Source organism: Corynebacterium frankenforstense DSM 45800 (genome assembly GCF_001941485.1).
In the GTDB taxonomy this organism is placed as follows: Bacteria; Actinomycetota; Actinomycetes; order Mycobacteriales; family Mycobacteriaceae; genus Corynebacterium; species Corynebacterium frankenforstense.
Genome location: NZ_CP009247.1, coordinates 1,612,652 through 1,628,784 on the forward strand (window position 1 = coordinate 1,612,652; position 16,133 = coordinate 1,628,784).

The 16,133-nt window shown below is 70.8% G+C and carries 13 protein-coding genes; 2 read left to right on the top strand and 11 right to left on the bottom strand.

Annotated features, from left to right (window positions below):
• Position 1: 1 nt before the first annotated feature.
• The 7 genes from CFRA_RS07075 to dapB all read right to left on the bottom strand — a co-directional run bounded on the left by CFRA_RS07075 (position 2) and on the right by dapB (position 9,475).
• The gene (locus CFRA_RS07075) at positions 2-1,021 is read right to left on the bottom strand and encodes a TerC family protein (protein WP_075664055.1); all 1,020 of its coding nucleotides are present in this window, start codon (positions 1,019-1,021) and stop codon (positions 2-4) included.
• 199 nt (positions 1,022-1,220) lie between these two features.
• Positions 1,221-4,199, bottom strand: coding sequence for a DNA translocase FtsK (locus tag CFRA_RS07080; RefSeq protein ID WP_075664940.1), 2,979 nt, complete (start codon positions 4,197-4,199; stop codon positions 1,221-1,223).
• Between the two features lie 67 nt (positions 4,200-4,266).
• Positions 4,267-4,893 (bottom strand): TIGR03085 family metal-binding protein, encoded by a 627-nt coding sequence (locus CFRA_RS07085; RefSeq protein ID WP_075664056.1) that lies wholly within the window; start codon positions 4,891-4,893, stop codon positions 4,267-4,269.
• A 19-nt stretch (positions 4,894-4,912) separates the two neighbouring features.
• Entirely contained in the window at positions 4,913-6,976 is a 2,064-nt protein-coding gene (locus tag CFRA_RS07090; RefSeq protein ID WP_075664057.1) for a ribonuclease J, read from the bottom strand.
• A 2-nt stretch (positions 6,977-6,978) separates the two neighbouring features.
• Positions 6,979-7,884: a 4-hydroxy-tetrahydrodipicolinate synthase gene (dapA, locus tag CFRA_RS07095; protein ID WP_075664058.1), complete on the bottom strand. Its 906-nt coding sequence runs from the start codon at positions 7,882-7,884 to the stop codon at positions 6,979-6,981.
• Between the two features lie 82 nt (positions 7,885-7,966).
• Entirely contained in the window at positions 7,967-8,725 is a 759-nt protein-coding gene (gene thyX, locus CFRA_RS07100; protein ID WP_075664059.1) for an FAD-dependent thymidylate synthase, read from the bottom strand.
• 3 nt (positions 8,726-8,728) lie between these two features.
• A complete protein-coding gene (gene dapB / locus CFRA_RS07105) occupies positions 8,729-9,475 on the bottom strand; it encodes a 4-hydroxy-tetrahydrodipicolinate reductase (RefSeq protein WP_075664060.1) in 747 nt (248 codons plus the stop codon).
• A 106-nt stretch (positions 9,476-9,581) separates the two neighbouring features.
• On the opposite strand from dapB, the gene CFRA_RS07110 reads away from it, so the two are divergent.
• Positions 9,582-10,259 (top strand): AMIN-like domain-containing (lipo)protein, encoded by a 678-nt coding sequence (locus CFRA_RS07110; RefSeq protein ID WP_075664061.1) that lies wholly within the window; start codon positions 9,582-9,584, stop codon positions 10,257-10,259.
• 103 nt (positions 10,260-10,362) lie between these two features.
• On the opposite strand, the gene CFRA_RS07115 is transcribed toward CFRA_RS07110, so the two are convergent.
• The 4 genes from CFRA_RS07115 to CFRA_RS07130 form a co-directional block, all read right to left on the bottom strand.
• Complete coding sequence (locus tag CFRA_RS07115) at positions 10,363-12,714, bottom strand: polyribonucleotide nucleotidyltransferase (RefSeq protein ID WP_415684375.1); 2,352 nt, start codon at positions 12,712-12,714, stop codon at positions 10,363-10,365.
• 95 nt (positions 12,715-12,809) lie between these two features.
• Positions 12,810-13,079, bottom strand: coding sequence for a 30S ribosomal protein S15 (rpsO, locus tag CFRA_RS07120; RefSeq protein ID WP_075664063.1), 270 nt, complete (start codon positions 13,077-13,079; stop codon positions 12,810-12,812).
• Positions 13,080-13,223: 144 nt separating this feature from the next.
• Positions 13,224-14,174 carry a nucleoside hydrolase gene (locus tag CFRA_RS07125; protein WP_075664064.1) on the bottom strand — a complete coding sequence of 317 codons (951 nt, stop codon included), beginning with the start codon at positions 14,172-14,174 and terminating at the stop codon, positions 13,224-13,226.
• A 59-nt stretch (positions 14,175-14,233) separates the two neighbouring features.
• Complete coding sequence (locus tag CFRA_RS07130) at positions 14,234-15,199, bottom strand: bifunctional riboflavin kinase/FAD synthetase (RefSeq protein WP_075664941.1); 966 nt, start codon at positions 15,197-15,199, stop codon at positions 14,234-14,236.
• 45 nt (positions 15,200-15,244) lie between these two features.
• On the opposite strand from CFRA_RS07130, the gene truB reads away from it, so the two are divergent.
• On the top strand, positions 15,245-16,129 hold the full coding sequence (truB, locus tag CFRA_RS07135; RefSeq protein WP_075664065.1) for a tRNA pseudouridine(55) synthase TruB: 885 nt from the start codon (positions 15,245-15,247) through the stop codon (positions 16,127-16,129).
• Positions 16,130-16,133 lie beyond the last annotated feature (4 nt).

Below are 16,133 nucleotides of genomic sequence, written 5' to 3' on the forward strand. Positions count from 1 at the left end.
GTCAGTCCGTGGGGGCCTTGGCCCGGGTGTCGACGCCGCCCTGGGCCTCGTCGCGCTTGTTCTTCCAGATCGACGCGACGACCGTGACCGTGAGCACGACCACGATGAAGATCAGCGAGAACTCCGTGCCGACCTCGGGGGCGGCCGTGATGTTGTCACCGCCGTTGATGAACGGCAGGTTGTTCTCGTGGAGGGCGTGCAGCAGCAGCTTGACGCCGATGAAGCCCAGGATGACCGACAGGCCGTAGGACAGGTACACCAAACGGTCGAGCAGGCCGTCGAGCAGGAAGTACATCTGCCGCAGGCCCAGCAGCGAGAACGCGTTGGTGGTGAACACCAGGTAGGCCTCGGTGGTGATGCCGTAGATCGCCGGGATCGAGTCGAGGGCGAAGAGCACGTCGATCAGGCCGATGGCGATGAGCGCCACCATGAGCGGGGTGAAGGCGTGCTGGCCCTTCTTGTGGACGATCAGGTGGTCCCTCTCGTAGCCCGAGGTGACCGGCACGACCTTGCGCAGCATCTTGATGACCCACATGTCGTTGGGGTCGGTCGGCGGGGCGTCGCGCACCTCGTCGATGACCATCTTGGCCGCGGTGACCAGCAGGAAGATGCCGAAGATGTAGAAGACGTCCGACCAGGCCTCGATCACCGCGGCGCCGGCGAGGATGAACAGCAGGCGGAAGAAGAGCGCCAGCGCGATGCCGATGAGCAGCACCTTCTGCTGGTACTTGCGCGGGATCTGGAACGCGCCCATGATCAGCGCGAAGACGAAGAGGTTGTCGACGCTCAGCGCCTTCTCGGTGACGTAGCCGGTGAGGAACTCGACGCCGTGCTGGTGGGTCCAGACCGCGTAGACGAAGACGCCGAAGGCGAGCGCCAGGGCGACGTAGAAGGCCGACCACCAGGCCGCCTCCTTGATCGAGGGCTCGTGCGGGGTGCGCACGTGGGAGTAGAAGTCGAAGACGAAGAACCCGAGGATCACCACGATGGTGACCGCCCAGATCCAGAACGGGACAGTCATAGAGACACAAACCTCCGGTCGCGAAGTCGCTGGATAACCGGAGGTCTCCCCCACTCGCCGCGCGAGCCGGCCCTACCGGGCGCCGAGGGTGGCGCCGTGCTGACGATGAGGACCGTGGGGCGGGGTACTCCCCTCCATGGGGGATCATCCTACATGCCGGGTGCCCGTACGGGCACCCGGCGGGCTCACGCAGCCCCGGTCACACCGCCCCGCCCGAGGGGTTGTGGCCGGCGGCGTCCACGACGCGCACGTCACCGGAACCGCCGGCGGCGCCCGACGCGGCGTCGTCAGTCGACGCCTCCTCGACCTCCTTGGGCGCCTCGGCGGGGTCGGCGCCCTTGATCATCCAGATGATCGTGTCGAGCTCCTCGGGCTTGACCAGCACGTCACGGGCCTTGGAGCCCTGCGAGGGGCCGACGACGCCGCGGGTCTCCATGAGATCCATCAGGCGGCCGGCCTTGGCGAAGCCGACGCGCAGCTTGCGCTGCAGCATCGAGGTGGACCCCAGCTGCGAGGTGACGACGAGCTCGACGGCCTCGAGGAGGTCGTCCATGTCCTTGCCGATCTCCTCGTCGATCTCCTTCTTCGCGTCGGACTGCTTGTCCTCCGTGACGCCCTCGGCGTAGTGCGGCTCGGCCTGCGCCTTGGTGGCGTCGACGACGCGCTGGATCTCGTCGTCGGTGACGAAGGCGCCCTGGAGGCGCTGCGGCTTGCCGGCGCCCTGCGGGATGAACAGGGCGTCGCCCATGCCGATGAGCTTCTCGGCGCCGCCCTGGTCCAGGATGACGCGCGAGTCGGTCAGCGAGGAGGTGGCGAAGGCCAGGCGCGAGGGCACGTTGGTCTTGATCAGGCCGGTGACCACGTCCACCGAGGGGCGCTGGGTGGCCAGCACCAGGTGGATGCCGGCCGCGCGCGCCTTCTGGGTGATGCGCACGATCGAGTCCTCGATCTCCTTCGGCGCCGTCATCATCAGGTCGGCCAGCTCGTCGACCACGCAGACGATGAACGGGTACGGGTGGTACTCGCGCTGCGAGCCGGCCGGGGCGGTGACCTCGCCGGAGCGGACCTTGCGGTTGAAGTCCTTGATGTGGCGCACGCGCGCGGACTTCATGTCCAGGTAGCGCTGCTCCATCTCCTCGACGAGCCACTGCAGGGCCGCCGAGGCCTTCTTCGGCTGGGTGATGATCGGGGTGATCAGGTGCGGGATGCCCTCGTAAGGGGTGAGCTCGACCATCTTCGGGTCCACCAGGATCAGGCGGACCTCCTCCGGGGTGGCGCGCGTGAGCAGCGAGACCAGCATGGAGTTGACGAAGGCCGACTTACCGGAGCCGGTGGAGCCCGCGACCAGCAGGTGCGGCATCTTCTGCACGGACGCCGAGATGAAGTCGCCCTCGATGTCCTTGCCCAGCCCGATGAGCATCGGGTCGTGGTTGCCGGCCACCGCCGGCGCGTTGAGGACGTCGGCCAGGCGCACCAGCTCGCGGTCCGTGTTGGGCACCTCGATGCCCACGGCGGACTTGCCGGGGATCGGGGTGAGCAGGCGGACGTTGTCGGTGGCCACCGCGTAGGCGAGGTTGGACTGCAGGTTGGTGATCTTGGAGACCTTCACGCCCGGGCCCAGCTCCACCTCGTAGCGGGTGACCGTCGGGCCGCGCGAGAAGCCGGTGACGGCGGCGTCGACGTGGAACTCGGCGAAGACCTCGGTGATCGCCTCGATCATGCGGTCGTTGACCGCGGAGCGGGTCTTCGGCGGGTCGCCGTCGACGAGCAGGCTGGTCGGCGGCAGCTCGTAGTCGGCCTCGCCGACGGGGCTGCGCTGCTCCACGGGCTGCTCCGGCTTGGGCTGCGCCTCGCTCTTGGGCGTGGAGGCGGGCACGGCGGCGGCGTCGATGCCCGAGCGCGCGACGATGGCCTGGCGCATGGCCTCGCGCGCCTGGTCGACGGCGTCGCCGGTACCCTGCCGGGCGGCGGCGCTCTGCTGGGGCGCCTGCTGCGGCGCGGCGCTCTCGGCCGCCATCTTCTTCGGCTTGCGGGCCGGCTGCTGCGCGGGCAGCACGCGGGGCTCGTTCTCCTGCGCGGCCGGGGCGTCGACGACCGGGATCTCGCCGGTGTCGGCCTCGGAGGCGCCGCCGTCGAAGAGCGTGTACTGCGCGGAGGAGGCGTTCTCGTCCCCGGCGACCGGGTAGGCCTCCATGGGGCTGGGGCGGCGCTTCGCTTGACGACGTCGCGCGGGCTTGCGGCGGGCGCGCGGCTGCGACGTCTCCGCCTCCCCCGGGTGGACGGCGCGCGGCTCGCCGCCGCCGGCGCGGCGCTCGAGCTCGCCGTCGACGCCGCCGTAGATGTCGTCGTCGGCGTCCCCGTCGACGCGGCCGGCGTCGAGGGAGCCCCGGACGGCCGCGACGAGGTAGTCCCAGGCCTCGCGCACGGTGATGCCGGTGACGCAGAGGGCGCCCCAGATGATCACGAGGATGAGCAGCGGGACGGCCACGACGTTGAAGCCGCCGGTGAGCAGGCCGCCGACGAGCAGGCCGACGGCGCCGCCGGCGTCCTTGCGCGCGGCCCAGTCGGCCGGGTCGCCGGCGAAGATGTGGATCAGGCCGAGCATGGCGACGACGATGAGCACGGCGCCGCCGGTCGCGCGCAGCGGGGTGGACCGCAGGTCGAGCGCGCCGGCCATCATGGCCACGGCGAGCGCGACGAGGGCGACGGGCAGCACGAAGGCGCCGGCGCCGATGACCAGCTGCACGCCGGTGGCGATCGCGGCGCCGACGGGTCCGGCGATGTCCAGCCAGACGGAGGCGCCGATGACGACGGCCAGGCCGATCAGGGTCAGCGCGACGGCGTCGGTGCGGTCACCGGCCTCCGCCGGTTCGGTCTCGTCCTCGCGAGGGGCCTCCTCGGTGGTCATCTGGCGGGACTTCCTCTTCTTCCTCTTGTCCTCGGCCGGTTCCTCGACGGGGTCCTCGCGGCGCGGGCCGCGGCCCCCGAAGCGGAGCATCGATCCCACAGCACGAAAGGCGCTGCCGGTCCTCTCTTCGGAGGTGTCGGCAGCGCGGAAGGCGGACGTGGTGGTCGTGCCGGGGTCCCGGTCGCGACGCCGGGCCCGCGGGGGCCGGCGCGTCGACGGGCCCGAGCGGGCCGTCCGCTCCGAACGGTGCGTGGAACTGCTCACTGTCATGCCGTTCACTCTAGTTGCCGGTGCCCCACCATTCACACCAGACACACGGGGTGTCGTGAGGTAAAGGTCAGAGACTTGATCGTTTCACAGCGTCCTCATCGCCGCTGATCTCGACGTCGACCGCGTCGCGCCCGAACGCCCACAACAGCAGCTCCCCGGGCTCGCCGGTGACGCGCACGACGTCGTCGCCGCGCTCGGCGACCCCACGGGCCCGCGCGGCGACCACGGGCGTGCGCTCCGGCGCGGTGAGGATGACGGGCTTCCCCGACGAGCGCAGCAGCATGGTGCCCATCCGGCCCACGGCGGCCCACAGCTCGTCGTCGACCACGCGCGAGAAGTCGCGCGGGCGGGCGGTGCCGTCGGCGCGGCGGACGTCCTCGTGGTGGACGAAGTTCTCGGCGGTGTTGACCGCCCGGTCCAGCCAGTGCATCGGGTTCCAGCGCGGGGCGCCGGCGGCCCAGTCGCGCACGGTCTGCGCGTAGTCGCCGCCGAGCACGTCGGCGGTCACGGAACGCAGATGCCCGGACGCGGGCGGCAGGAACATTCCCGCCGCCGCGTCCGGGCGGTGTTCGCGCACGTAGAGGTGCGCGGCGAGGTCTCGGGTGGTCCAGCCCTCGCAGAGCGTGGGGGCGTCCGGCCCGAGCTCCAGCAGGAGCTCGGCCAGACGGCGGCGTTCGGCCATGGCGAAAGTCATGGCCCCACCCTACCGCCGCTTAGAGCGACTCCCGGGAGGCCTCGATGTCCTCGTCGGTGACGGGCTCGACGGACTCGCCGGTCATCGGGATGACCGTCGGCAGGACCATCGGCTCGCGGCGCCACTTCTGCTCCACGAAGCGGGAGACCTTGCGGCGCAGCTGGCGGACCATGCGGTAGGGGTCGTTCTCGCCCTCGGCCGCGAGGTCGTTCATCGTGTTCTCGACGAGCTCCCGGACGTCCGGGACCATGCCGCGGTCGTCCTCGGAGAAGCCCTTGGTCTGGACCATGGGCGCCTCGAGCAGGCGGCCGGTGCGGTTGTCGATCACGGCGGTGATGTCGACCACGCCGCCCGTGCCCAGCGAGGTGCGGTCGGCGAGCACGTCGGCGTCGACCTCGCCCATCGTGGTGCCGTCCACGTAGAGGTGGCCGACCGGGATCTGGCCGACGACGCGGGCGCGGCCGTCGACGAGGTCGACGACGACGCCGTTCTGCGCGAGCACCGTGCGGTCCTCGGGCACGCCGGTCGAGATGGCCAGCTGCTTGTTGGCGCGCAGGTGGCGCCACTCGCCGTGGACCGGCATCGCGTTGCGCGGGCGGGCGGCGTTCCAGAGGAAGAGCAGCTCGCCGGCGTAGCCGTGACCGGAGGTGTGCACCTTCGCGTCGCGGCTGGTGACCACGGTCGCGCCGATCTGCGCGAGCATGTTGATCACGCCGAAGACGGCCTCCTCGTTGCCCGGGACCAGCGACGAGGACAGGATGATCAGGTCGCCGTCGCGGACGGTGATCTGGCGGTGCTCACGGCGGGCCATGCGCGACAGGGCGGCCATCGGCTCGCCCTGCGTGCCGGTGGTGATCAGCACGACCTTGTGCGGGGCCATCTTCGAGGCGTCGTCGATGGAGACGATGGTGCCGCGCGGGGCCTTGAGGTAGCCCATGCGCTCGGCGATCTCCATGTTGCGGATCATCGAGCGGCCGTTGAAGGCGACCTTGCGGCCGGCGGCCACGGCGGCGTCGACGGCGGCCTGCACGCGGTAGACGTTCGAGGCGAAGGACGCGAGGATGACGCGCTGCTTGGCCTCGGTGATCAGCCGGTTCAGCGTCGGGCGGATCTCGGCCTCGGAGGCGGAGACGCCCGGGGTGGTCGAGTTCGTCGAGTCGCAGAGCATCAGGTCGACGCCCTCGTCGCCGAAGCGCGACAGCGCCGGCAGGTCGGTCGGCTTGCCGCCGGTCGGGGTCTGGTCCAGCTTGATGTCACCGGTGTGGATGACCAGGCCGGCGCCCGTCTTGATGGCGATGCCCAGGCAGTCCGGGATCGAGTGGTTGACGTTCCAGAAACGCAGGTTGAACGGCCCGCGGTTCTCCTCGGAGGTGTCCGTGACCTCGATCAGCTTCGGCCGCTGACGGTGCTCCTTGCACTTGGCGGCGATCAGGGCCAGCGTGAACTTGCTGCCGATGATCGGCAGGTTCGGACGCAGCTTGAGCAGCCACGGGATGGCACCGATGTGGTCCTCGTGACCGTGGGTGATCACGAGGGCCTCGACGCGGTCCAGCTTGTCCTCGATGGGGCCGAAGTCGGGCAGGATCAGGTCCACGCCCGGCTCGCCGGAGGACGGGAAGAGCACGCCGCAGTCCACGATGAGGATGCGGTTGTTGTACTCGAAGACCGTCATGTTGCGGCCGATCTCGGAGATGCCGCCCAGCGCGTAGATGCGCAGGCCGTTCTTCGGGGCCTTCGGCGGCTCCGGCAGACGCTTGGTCAGGTCGGCGCCCTGCATCGACTTCACGGGGTTGCGCTGGCCGCGGTTGCCCCGGCCGCCGCGACGGCCCCGGCCCTTGCGGTTGCCGCGGCCGTTGCCGTTGCCCCCGTTGCCGTGGTTGCCGTTCGCGTGGCCGTTGCCGCCGTTGCCGTTGCCGTGGCCCTTGCCACCGTTGCCGCGGCCGCCGTTCTTGCCGTGGCCGTTGCCGTTACCGTTACCGCCGTCGCCGGCGGGCGCCTTGAAGGCGGGCGCGGCGTCGGAGTTCTTCTCCGGCGGACCGGCCTTGCGGGTCACCTTCCGGGCGCGGTTACGGGACTCACTCATATTTATAGGACTCCAGCTTTCTGCATGTCTTCTCGGAGCTGGTCCACCTCCGCCGCCGTGGGGGCGGGGATGGGGAGGCGCGGATCGCCGACCTCGATGCCCTGCAGACGCAGGGCGGCCTTGGCCATGGCGACGCCGCCCAGACGGGCCTGCGCCTGGACCAGCGGATTCAGTTGGGCGTTGATGGTGCGGGCACGGACGAGGTCGCCGTCGTCGAAGGCGTCGTAGATCTCGCGCAGCTGCGCGGGGGCCACGTGCCCGATCACGGAGATGAAGCCGCTCGCACCGACGGACAGCCACGGCAGGTTCAGGGGGTCGTCCCCCGAGTACCAGGCCAGGCCGGTCTCGCCGATGAGGCGGGTCGCGGCGGAGACGTTACCCTTCGCGTCCTTGACGGCCTGGACGGTGTCCAGCTCGGCGAGGCGGCGGATGGTCTCCGAGGTGATCGGGATGCCGGATCGACCGGGGATGTCGTAGAGGCACACCGGCAGGTCGGTGGCCGCGGCCACCGCCTTGAAGTGCAGGTAGACACCCTCCTGGGAGGGCTTCGAGTAGTAGGGCGTGACCACGAGCAGCGTGTCGGCGCCGGCCTCGGCGGAGGCCTTGGCCAGCTCGACCGAGGCGCGGGTGTTGTTCGTGCCCGCACCGGCGATGACGCGGGCGCGGTCGCCCACCTCGTCCTTGACCGCCTTGAGCAGGGACAGCTTCTCCTCGACGGTGGTGGTCGGCGACTCGCCGGTCGTGCCGGCGAGTACCAGGCCGTCGCACCCCTTGTCGACGAGGTGGGCCGCGAGCTTGCGGCCGGCCTCGAGGTCGAGGTTACCGTCCGCGTCGAACGGCGTGACCATCGCGACGCAGACGGTGCCGAAGACGTCGGCACCGTTCTTTGCTGTCAAACCTGTACTCATGGGCAACAGAGTACCTGGCTCGCGCTCCCGGGGCCGCACCGGCCCGCCCCGGGCGCGCCGCCCCTCCCCAGCGGCCGCCGACTCAGAAGTCGGTGACGTAGGGGCTGGTGGCCATCTCGGAGCCGTCGGCCAACCGGGAGATCTCGAAGTCGGAGAAGACCACCGGGGCGTTCTCGCGCAGCAGCTTCAGGCAGGCCACCGCCAGCGAGCGGATCTCGACGTCGGCGTGCTCGGTGGCGCGCATGCCGATGAAGTGGCGCCAGGCCCGGAAGTTGCCGGTGACCAGCAGCCGGGTCTCGGTGGCGTTGGGCAGCACCGCGCGGGCGGCCTGCCGGGCCTGCTTCTTGCGCAGCAGCGCGTTCGGCTCGCCCTCGAGGCGCTCCTCGAGGGCGTCGAGCAGCTCGTTGTAGGCGAAGCGCGACTCGTCGACGGCGCGCATCATCAGGCGGTTGAGCTCCTCGTCCTCCACGATCAGCGGCGGGACCACCACCTCGGCGTCGCCCGCGTGCACGAAGCGCTGCGAGAGCTGGGAGAAGGAGAAGTGCCGGTGGCGCACCAGCTCGTGGCTGGCCGAGCGCGACAGGCCGCGCACGTAGAGCGTCGCCGTGGCGTGCTCGAGCAGCGCCGTGTGGCCGACCTCGAGCACGTGGTGCAGGTAGGCGGCGTTGGCGCGGGTGCGCGGGTTCGGCTTGTCGAAGGTCTCGTAGCAGGCCCGTCCGGCGAACTCGATGAGCGCCTCGGCGTCGGTGGCCGTCTCGTCGGCGGCCCAGTCGACGTCGGCCGGCGGGGTGAAACTGGTGCAGGCGATCAGCTGCACGTCGAGCGAAGCGGAACGTGCCACTTTCTACAGCCCCAGGTAGGAGTCGAGTCCGACGGTCAGGCCCGGGTGGGCGGCGACCTCGCGCACACCCAGCAGCACGCCGGGCACGAAGGAGGTGCGGTCGTAGGAGTCCTGGCGGATGGTCAAGGTCTGGCCCTGCGAGCCGAAGATGACCTCCTCGTGGGCGTTCATGCCCTGCATGCGCACGGCGTGCACCGGCACCCCGTCGACGTCGGCGCCGCGGGCGCCGTCGAGGGCCTGGGCGGTCGCGTCGGGCGCCGGGGGCATGCCGGCCTCGCGGCGGGCGGCGGCGATGCCCTCGGCGGTGTGCACGGCGGTGCCCGAGGGGGCGTCCAGCTTGTTCGGGTGGTGGAACTCCACGACCTCGGCGGAGTCGAAGAAGCGGGCGGCCTGGCGGGCGAAGGCCATGGTCAGCACCGCGGAGACGGCGAAGTTCGGGGCGATGAGCACGCCGGTGGCCGGGTTGGCCTCGCACCAGGAGCGCACCTTCTCGACGCGCTCGGCGGTGAAGCCGGTGGTGCCCACCACGGCGTGGATGCCGTGGGTGACGCAGAACTCGAGGTTGCCCATCACGGCGTCCGGCACGGTGAAGTCGATGACGACCTCCGCGCCGTTGTCGACGAGCACCTGCAGGTCGTCGTCGTGGTCGACCTCCGCGACCAGCTCCAGGTCCTCCGCGTCGCGCACGGCCTGGGCCATCACCGAACCGACGCGACCCCGCGCGCCGAGCACTCCCACCTTGACCGTCATCTGTGTCCTCCTCGATCGATCGGGTCCAACGTCTTTCTGCCCCGCCAGTCTAGGCCAGGCGCGCCGATCGCCCGCGTCCGGCGCTCCCCTCGCGTACCCTGGACTTATGACACTGAGAGCACACCTTCACCGCGACCACCACCGCACCACCGCCGTCGTCGCCGCTCTCGGGGCCACCGCCCTGGTGCTCACCGGCTGCTCGGGTGACGGGGACGGCGGGTCGCAGACGACCTCGACCCAGGCCGAGCTGACCACCATCGCCGCCTCCCCCGAAACGCAGTCCGGCCCCTCGACCAGCGAGGCCCCGGAGAGCTCCGCCCCCGCCGACGACGCCCCGGACGAGGCGGCCTTCGCCGAGGCCGGCACCGGGGACAAGGAGTTCATGCCGGACAAGATGCCGGGCCTGAGCATCGTCGACACCCGCGTCGGCGAGCACGACGGCTACGACCGCGTCGTCTTCGAGTTCGCCGGCGACGGCGAGCCGGGCTGGCACACGGCCTACACGAAAAAGCCCGCCCAGCAGGCCTCCGGCCACGCGCTGGACTACCCCGGCCAGGTCGCGCTCAACGTGATGATCAACGGCGTGGAGATCGACTACGCGGACCCCGACTCCGCCCCCGAGGTCGGCCCCGCCGCGGGCCCGGCCGGCTACATCGCGGGCGTCAACCACGAGGGCGTCTTCGAGGCCGACGCCCAGTACGTCATCGGCCTGGACCGCGAGCGCCCCTACACGGTGACGACGCTGCAGAACCCCACCCGCCTCGTCATCGACTTCCAGTCGTAGCGCCCTCCGGGTGCCGGCCCCTGACGGGACCGACACCGGGTCCATAAGGAAAATTGCCGACGTCGCGCTGCGCGACGTCGGCAATTTCCGTTGCGGTGGGTGATCAGTCCTCGTCGACCGGGACCAGGGAGATCTTGCCGCGGTTGTCGATGTCGGCGATCTCGACCTCGACGGTGTCGCCGACGTTGATGACGTCCTCGACCTTGTCGATGCGCTTGTCGCCGCCGAGCTTCGAGATGTGGATCAGGCCGTCGCGGCCCGGGGTCAGGGAGACGAACGCGCCGAAGGCGACGGTCTTGACCACGGTGCCCAGGTAGCGCTCGCCGACCTTGGGCAGCTGCGGGTTGGCGATGGCGTTGATCTTCTCGATCGCGGCCTCGGCGGCCTTGCCGCCGGTCGCGGAGACGTAGACGGTGCCGTCGTCCTCGATGGAGACGTCGGCGCCGGTCTCCTCGGTGATCGCGTTGATCGTCTTGCCCTTCGGTCCGATCAGCTCACCGATCTTGTTGACCGGGATGGACAGCGTCTCGATGCGCGGGGCCAGCTCGTTCATCTCGTCCGGGCCGTCGATGACCTCGGCCATCGTGTCCAGGATGGTGTGGCGGGCCTCGCGGGCCTGGCGCAGCGCGGCGGCCAGGACCTTCGAGGGGATGCCGTCGAGCTTGGTGTCCAGCTGCAGGGCGGTGACGAAGTCGGCGGTGCCGGCGACCTTGAAGTCCATGTCGCCGAACGCGTCCTCGGCGCCGAGGATGTCGGTCAGCGCGACGTACTCGGTCTCGCCGTCGACCTCACCGGAGACCAGGCCCATGGCGATGCCGGCGACCGGCGCCTTCAGCGGCACACCCGCGTTGAGCAGGGAGAGCGTCGAGGCGCACACGGAGCCCATCGAGGTCGAGCCGTTGGAGCCCAGGGCCTCGGAGACCTGACGGATGGCGTAGGGGAACTCCTCGCGCGAGGGGATCACCGGCAGCAGGGCACGCTCGGCGAGCGCGCCGTGGCCGATCTCGCGGCGCTTCGGGGAGCCCACGCGGCCCGTCTCGCCGGTGGAGTACGGCGGGAAGTTGTAGTGGTGGATGTAGCGCTTCGAGGTCACCGGGGACAGCGAGTCGATGTGCTGCTCCATCTTGAGCATGTCCAGGGTGGTCACGCCCAGGATCTGGGTCTCGCCGCGCTCGAAGAGGGCGGAGCCGTGGGCGCGCGGGACCAGGTCGACCTCGACGCCCAGGTCACGGATGTCCGTGGTGGAACGGCCGTCGATGCGGAAGCCGTCGCGCAGGATCATGGAGCGCACGATCTGCTTCATCAGCGCGTTGTAGGCGGCGCGCACGGCCTTGGCCTCGTCGGCGTCCGGCTCGTCGCCGAGCAGCTGGCGCTCGACCTCGACCATGTACTCGTTGGTCGCGTCGTCGCGGTCCTGCTTGCCCGGGATGGTCAGCAGCTCGCGCAGCTTCTTGGCGGCCTTCTTCTCGACCTTCTTGAACACCTCGTCGGTGTAGTCCGGGAAGAGCGGGAACTCGCGGGTGTCCTTGCCCGCGCGCTCGGTCAGGCCGGCCTGGGCGCGGCACAGGGTCTCGATGAAGGGCTTGGCGGCCTCGAGGCCACCGGCGACGATCTCCTCGGTCGGGGCCGGGGCGCCGTCGTCGACGCGGGCGACGACGTGCTCACCGGCGCCGGCCTCGACCATCATCACGGCGACGTCCTCGACGGTGCGGCCGTTCTCCTCGCGCTCGACGATGCGGCCGGCGACGACGAGCTCGAACAGGGCGTTCTCGTGCTGCTCGGCGTTCGGGAAGGCGACCCACTGGCCGTCCTCGTGGTCCTCGTCGACGATCAGCGCCATGCGCACGCCGCCGACCGGGCCGGAGACCGGCAGGCCGGACAGCTGGGTGGCGGCGGAGGCGCCGTTGATGGCGACGACGTCGTAGAACTCGTCGGGGTCCTGGGACATGACGGTGATGACGACCTGGACCTCGTTGCGCAGGCCCTTGACGAAGGTCGGGCGCAGCGGGCGGTCGATCAGGCGGCAGGCCAGGATGGCGTCGGTCGAGGGGCGGCCCTCGCGGCGGAAGAACGAGCCGGGGATGCGCCCGGCGGCGTACATCCGCTCCTCGACGTCGACGGTCAGCGGGAAGAAGTCGATGCCCTCGCGCGGCTTGGACGACGCGGTGGTGGTGGCCAGCAGCATCGTGTCCTCGTCGAGGTAGGTCGTCACCGAGCCGCCGGCCTGGCGGGCCAGCTGGCCGGTCTCGAACCGGAGCTCGCGGGTGCCGAAGTCGCCGTTGTCCAGGACGGCGATGGCGGTGTGGATGTCGAAGTCGTCGTCGAAGTCGAACTCGACGTTGTTGTCGGGCTTCGGCTGGCTCGTACGGGCGTTCTTCTTCTTAGCCAAGAAAGGTCCCCTCCTTAGGGATCGTGGTTCGGCGATCATCGGTGCCGCCGGTCGTGTGCTGTGCATAGTCTCTGCTTACGACGCCGACCACTGTATCACCCGGCACGCGAAGACCCCGCCGCCCACCAGGTGGGTGACGGGGTCCTTCAAGCGGGTGGAGCCTAGCGGCGCAGGCCCAGACGCTTGATCAGGTCGCGGTAGCGGTCGATGTTGGTCTCGGCCAGGTACTTCAGCAGGCCGCGGCGGCGACCGACCATGAGCAGCAGGCCACGACGCGAGTGGTGGTCGTGGTGGTGGGTCTTCAGGTGCTCGGTCAGGTTGCTGATGCGCTCGGTCAGCAGGGCCACCTGGGCCTCCGGGGAGCCGGTGTCGGTCTCGTGCAGACCGAACTCGGTCAGGATCTCGCGCTTCTTCTCGGTGCTCAGAGCCATGAGAATATCTCCTCTATTTCAGTCCACATGAAAGTGCTGCCCGCGGCGGCGGCGAACCGGCGCGCGGCGGGCGGGTCGGACTGCTGTGGACCGCAGTCGCGTCAAAGACCGTCGACCAGGCTAGCACGGCCCCGGGCGGGCGGCCTAATCCGCGAGCACGCGGCCGATGCGCTCCATGAGCTCGGCCAGGAAGCGCTCGGCGTCGACGCCGACGGCCACGCGCGCGGTCTTCTCCTTCTCGGAGAGGCGCTCCTCGTCGCCGATGGTGCGCCCGCGGGTCTCGCCCTCGGTGTCGACCTTCATGTTGACGGGCAGGAGGTCGACCAGGGACTCGTCGACGGCCACGCCCACGGCCAGCGGGTCGTGCAGGCCGCAGCCGCCCAGGTACGGGGCGGTCGTCTCGTAGGCCTTGATGTAGTAGTCCGTGATGTCGGCCAGCTTGGTGGCCGCCTCGGTGCCCAGCTCGCGCCACTTGGCGGTGTCCTCGTAGGTCAGCAGGGTCTGGAGGGTGACGTCCAGGCCGACCATGGTGACGTCCCTGGCGCGGCGGAACATCAGGTCGCTGGCCGCCGGGTCCTGGTTGATGTTGGCCTCGGCCCAGGCGCTGACGTTGCCGGGCACGGTCAGCGCGCCGCCCATGAGCACGATGTGGGCCTTCTCCGCGAACTCCGGGTCGGCCTCGATGGCCGCCGCGATGTTGGTCGACGGGCCGGTGGGCACGATGACCAGGTCGTCGCCGTGCTCGCGGACGGACTCGACGAGGAAGTCCACGGCGGACTTCTCCTCCGGGCCGCGCGTGGCGGCGGGCAGCTCGACGTCGCCGACGCCGTTGGCGCCGTGGATGAACGAGGAGATCTCCAGGACCTCGAAGCCGTCACGGTCGCCGGCGTGCGGCAGGCCGGCGTAGACGGGCACCTCGGGGTGGCCGAAGAGGTCCAGCAGCGCGAGGTCGTTGGCCACGCCCTGCTCGACGAGCACGTTGCCGTAGGTGCCGGTCACGCCGATGAGCTCGAGCTCCGGCGAGCCGAGGGCGTAGGCGAGCGCGAGGGCGTCGTCGACGCCGGTGTCCAGGTCCAGGATGATCTTCTTCGTCATGGCGCCCCAGTCTAACCGCCGACGCCGCGCGGATCAGCCGGCCCGACGGGCCGGAGGGGTCAGTCGACGCCGAGGATCTCCCTGGTGCGCCGCACGTCGCGGCCCATCGCCTCGAGCAGCTCGTCGACGCCGTTGAACTTGACCATGTCGCGCAGGTGGGCGACGAACTCGACGCGGGCGGTGTGCCCGTAGAGGTCGGCGTCGCGGCCGATGACGAAGCTCTCCACACTGCGCGGGTCCTCACCGAAGGTCGGGTTGGTGCCCACGGAGATCGCCGCCGGGTAGCGCACCCCGGGCTCCATGTCGCCGTCGACCGGACCCTCGTCGACCACCGTGAGCCAGCCGGCGTAGACCCCGTCGGCGGGCAGGGCCATCGACTCCGGGAAGTACTGGTTGGCCGTCGGGTAGCCCAGCTGGGCTCCCCCGCGCCCGGCGCCGTGCACGATCTTGGCGGTCACCGAGAAGTCGCGGCCGAGCACCCAGTCCGCGCCCGCGACGTCGCCGGCGGCGAGGTACTCGCGCACCAGCGAGGAGCACAGCCGGCGCCCGCCGTCGTGGACGAGGTCGACGACCTCCACCTCCACGCCGTACTCCTGACCCAGCTCGCACAGCGTCCGCGAGGTGCCCGCCGCGTCGCGGCCGAAGGTGAAGTTCTCGCCGACGAAGACGGCGCGGGCGCGCAGGACGTCGCAAATCAACGAGCGGAAGTAGTGCCGGGCGTCGAGCCCGGCGAGCTCGCGGGTGAAGTTGACCACCAGCACGTCGTCGACGCCGAGCTCGCCGGCCAGCCGGACGCGCTCGTCGAGGCTGGTCAGCTGCGTGGGCGCCTTGTCCGGCAGGAAGACGGAGATCGGGTGCGGGTCGAAGGTGCACATCACGCAGCGCACGCCGAGCTCGCGGGCGCGCGCGACGGCCGCCCCGACCAGGGCGCGGTGCCCGCGGTGGACGCCGTCGAAGACGCCGATGGTCACCACGCACCCCGCCAGGTCGGAGGGCACACTGCTCATTCCGTACCACACAGTCACGCCCACCAGACTAGAGCATCACGCGCGCTTTCTAGACTCGTGCCCATGACTGCTTCCTCCTCCCCCGCCGCGTCCGCCGACCCCCTGGCCGACTCCGGCCTCGTCGTCGTGGACAAGCCGGCCGGCATGTCCTCCCACGACGTCGTCGCCAAGGTGCGGCGCGCGATGGGCACCCGCAAGGTGGGCCACGCCGGCACGCTCGACCCGATGGCCACCGGCGTGCTCGTGCTGGGCGTCAACCGCGGCACGAAGTTCCTCGCCCACCTGACCGCGGCGACGAAGTCCTACTCGGCGACCGTGCGCCTCGGCGAGCGCACCACGACCGATGACGCCGAGGGCGAGACCACCGCGCGCACGACCCCGCTTGACGACGCCGCGCTGGTCGCCGCGGTCGCCGACCTCACCGGCGACATCATGCAGGTCCCCGCCACGGTCTCCGCGATCAAGGTCGACGGCCGGCGCGCCTACGCGCGCGCCCGCGCCGGCGAGGACGTCGAGCTTCCGGCCCGCCCGGTCACGGTCAGCCGCTTCGACGTGCTCTCCCGCGCCGGCGACGACGTCGAGGTGGAGGTCGACTGCTCGACGGGCACGTACATCCGGGCGCTGGCCCGCGACCTCGGCGGCCACCTGACCCGGCTGCGGCGCACCGAGGTCGGCCCGTTCACGCTGGCCGACGCCGTGACGCTCGAGGAGCTGGCGGAGCAGCCGGCGCTCTCGCTGAGCGTCGACGAGGCGATGACGCGCTGCTACCCCACCCTGCCCGTCGACGCTGAGGAGTACACCGCGCTCTCGCAGGGCAAGCGGCTCAAGGCCCGCGGGTTGGACGGGGTGCACGCGGCGGTGGGCCCGGACGGGCGGGCGGTCGCGCTGGTCGCCGAGCGCGGCGGGGCGCTGGCGACCGTCTTCGTCGCGCGGCCGTCGACGCTCTAGGGGG

What these genes read in the sequence shown, in the direction of transcription:
- CFRA_RS07125 (WP_075664064.1), bottom strand. Translation starts at nt 14,174, where the DNA reads ATGACGAAGAAGATCATCCTGGACCTGGACACCGGCGTCGACGACGCC.
- dapA (WP_075664058.1), bottom strand. Translation starts at nt 7,884, where the DNA reads ATGAGTACAGGTTTGACAGCAAAGAACGGTGCCGACGTCTTCGGCACC.
- rpsO (WP_075664063.1), bottom strand. Translation starts at nt 13,079, where the DNA reads ATGGCTCTGAGCACCGAGAAGAAGCGCGAGATCCTGACCGAGTTCGGT.
- CFRA_RS07115 (WP_415684375.1), bottom strand. Translation starts at nt 12,714, where the DNA reads ATGCACAGCACACGACCGGCGGCACCGATGATCGCCGAACCACGATCC.
- CFRA_RS07075 (WP_075664055.1), bottom strand. Translation starts at nt 1,021, where the DNA reads ATGACTGTCCCGTTCTGGATCTGGGCGGTCACCATCGTGGTGATCCTC.
- CFRA_RS07080 (WP_075664940.1), bottom strand. Translation starts at nt 4,199, where the DNA reads ATGACAGTGAGCAGTTCCACGCACCGTTCGGAGCGGACGGCCCGCTCG.
- CFRA_RS07110 (WP_075664061.1), top strand. Translation starts at nt 9,582, where the DNA reads ATGACACTGAGAGCACACCTTCACCGCGACCACCACCGCACCACCGCC.
- dapB (WP_075664060.1), bottom strand. Translation starts at nt 9,475, where the DNA reads ATGACGGTCAAGGTGGGAGTGCTCGGCGCGCGGGGTCGCGTCGGTTCG.
- truB (WP_075664065.1), top strand. Translation starts at nt 15,245, where the DNA reads ATGACTGCTTCCTCCTCCCCCGCCGCGTCCGCCGACCCCCTGGCCGAC.
- CFRA_RS07085 (WP_075664056.1), bottom strand. Translation starts at nt 4,893, where the DNA reads ATGACTTTCGCCATGGCCGAACGCCGCCGTCTGGCCGAGCTCCTGCTG.
- CFRA_RS07090 (WP_075664057.1), bottom strand. Translation starts at nt 6,976, where the DNA reads ATGAGTGAGTCCCGTAACCGCGCCCGGAAGGTGACCCGCAAGGCCGGT.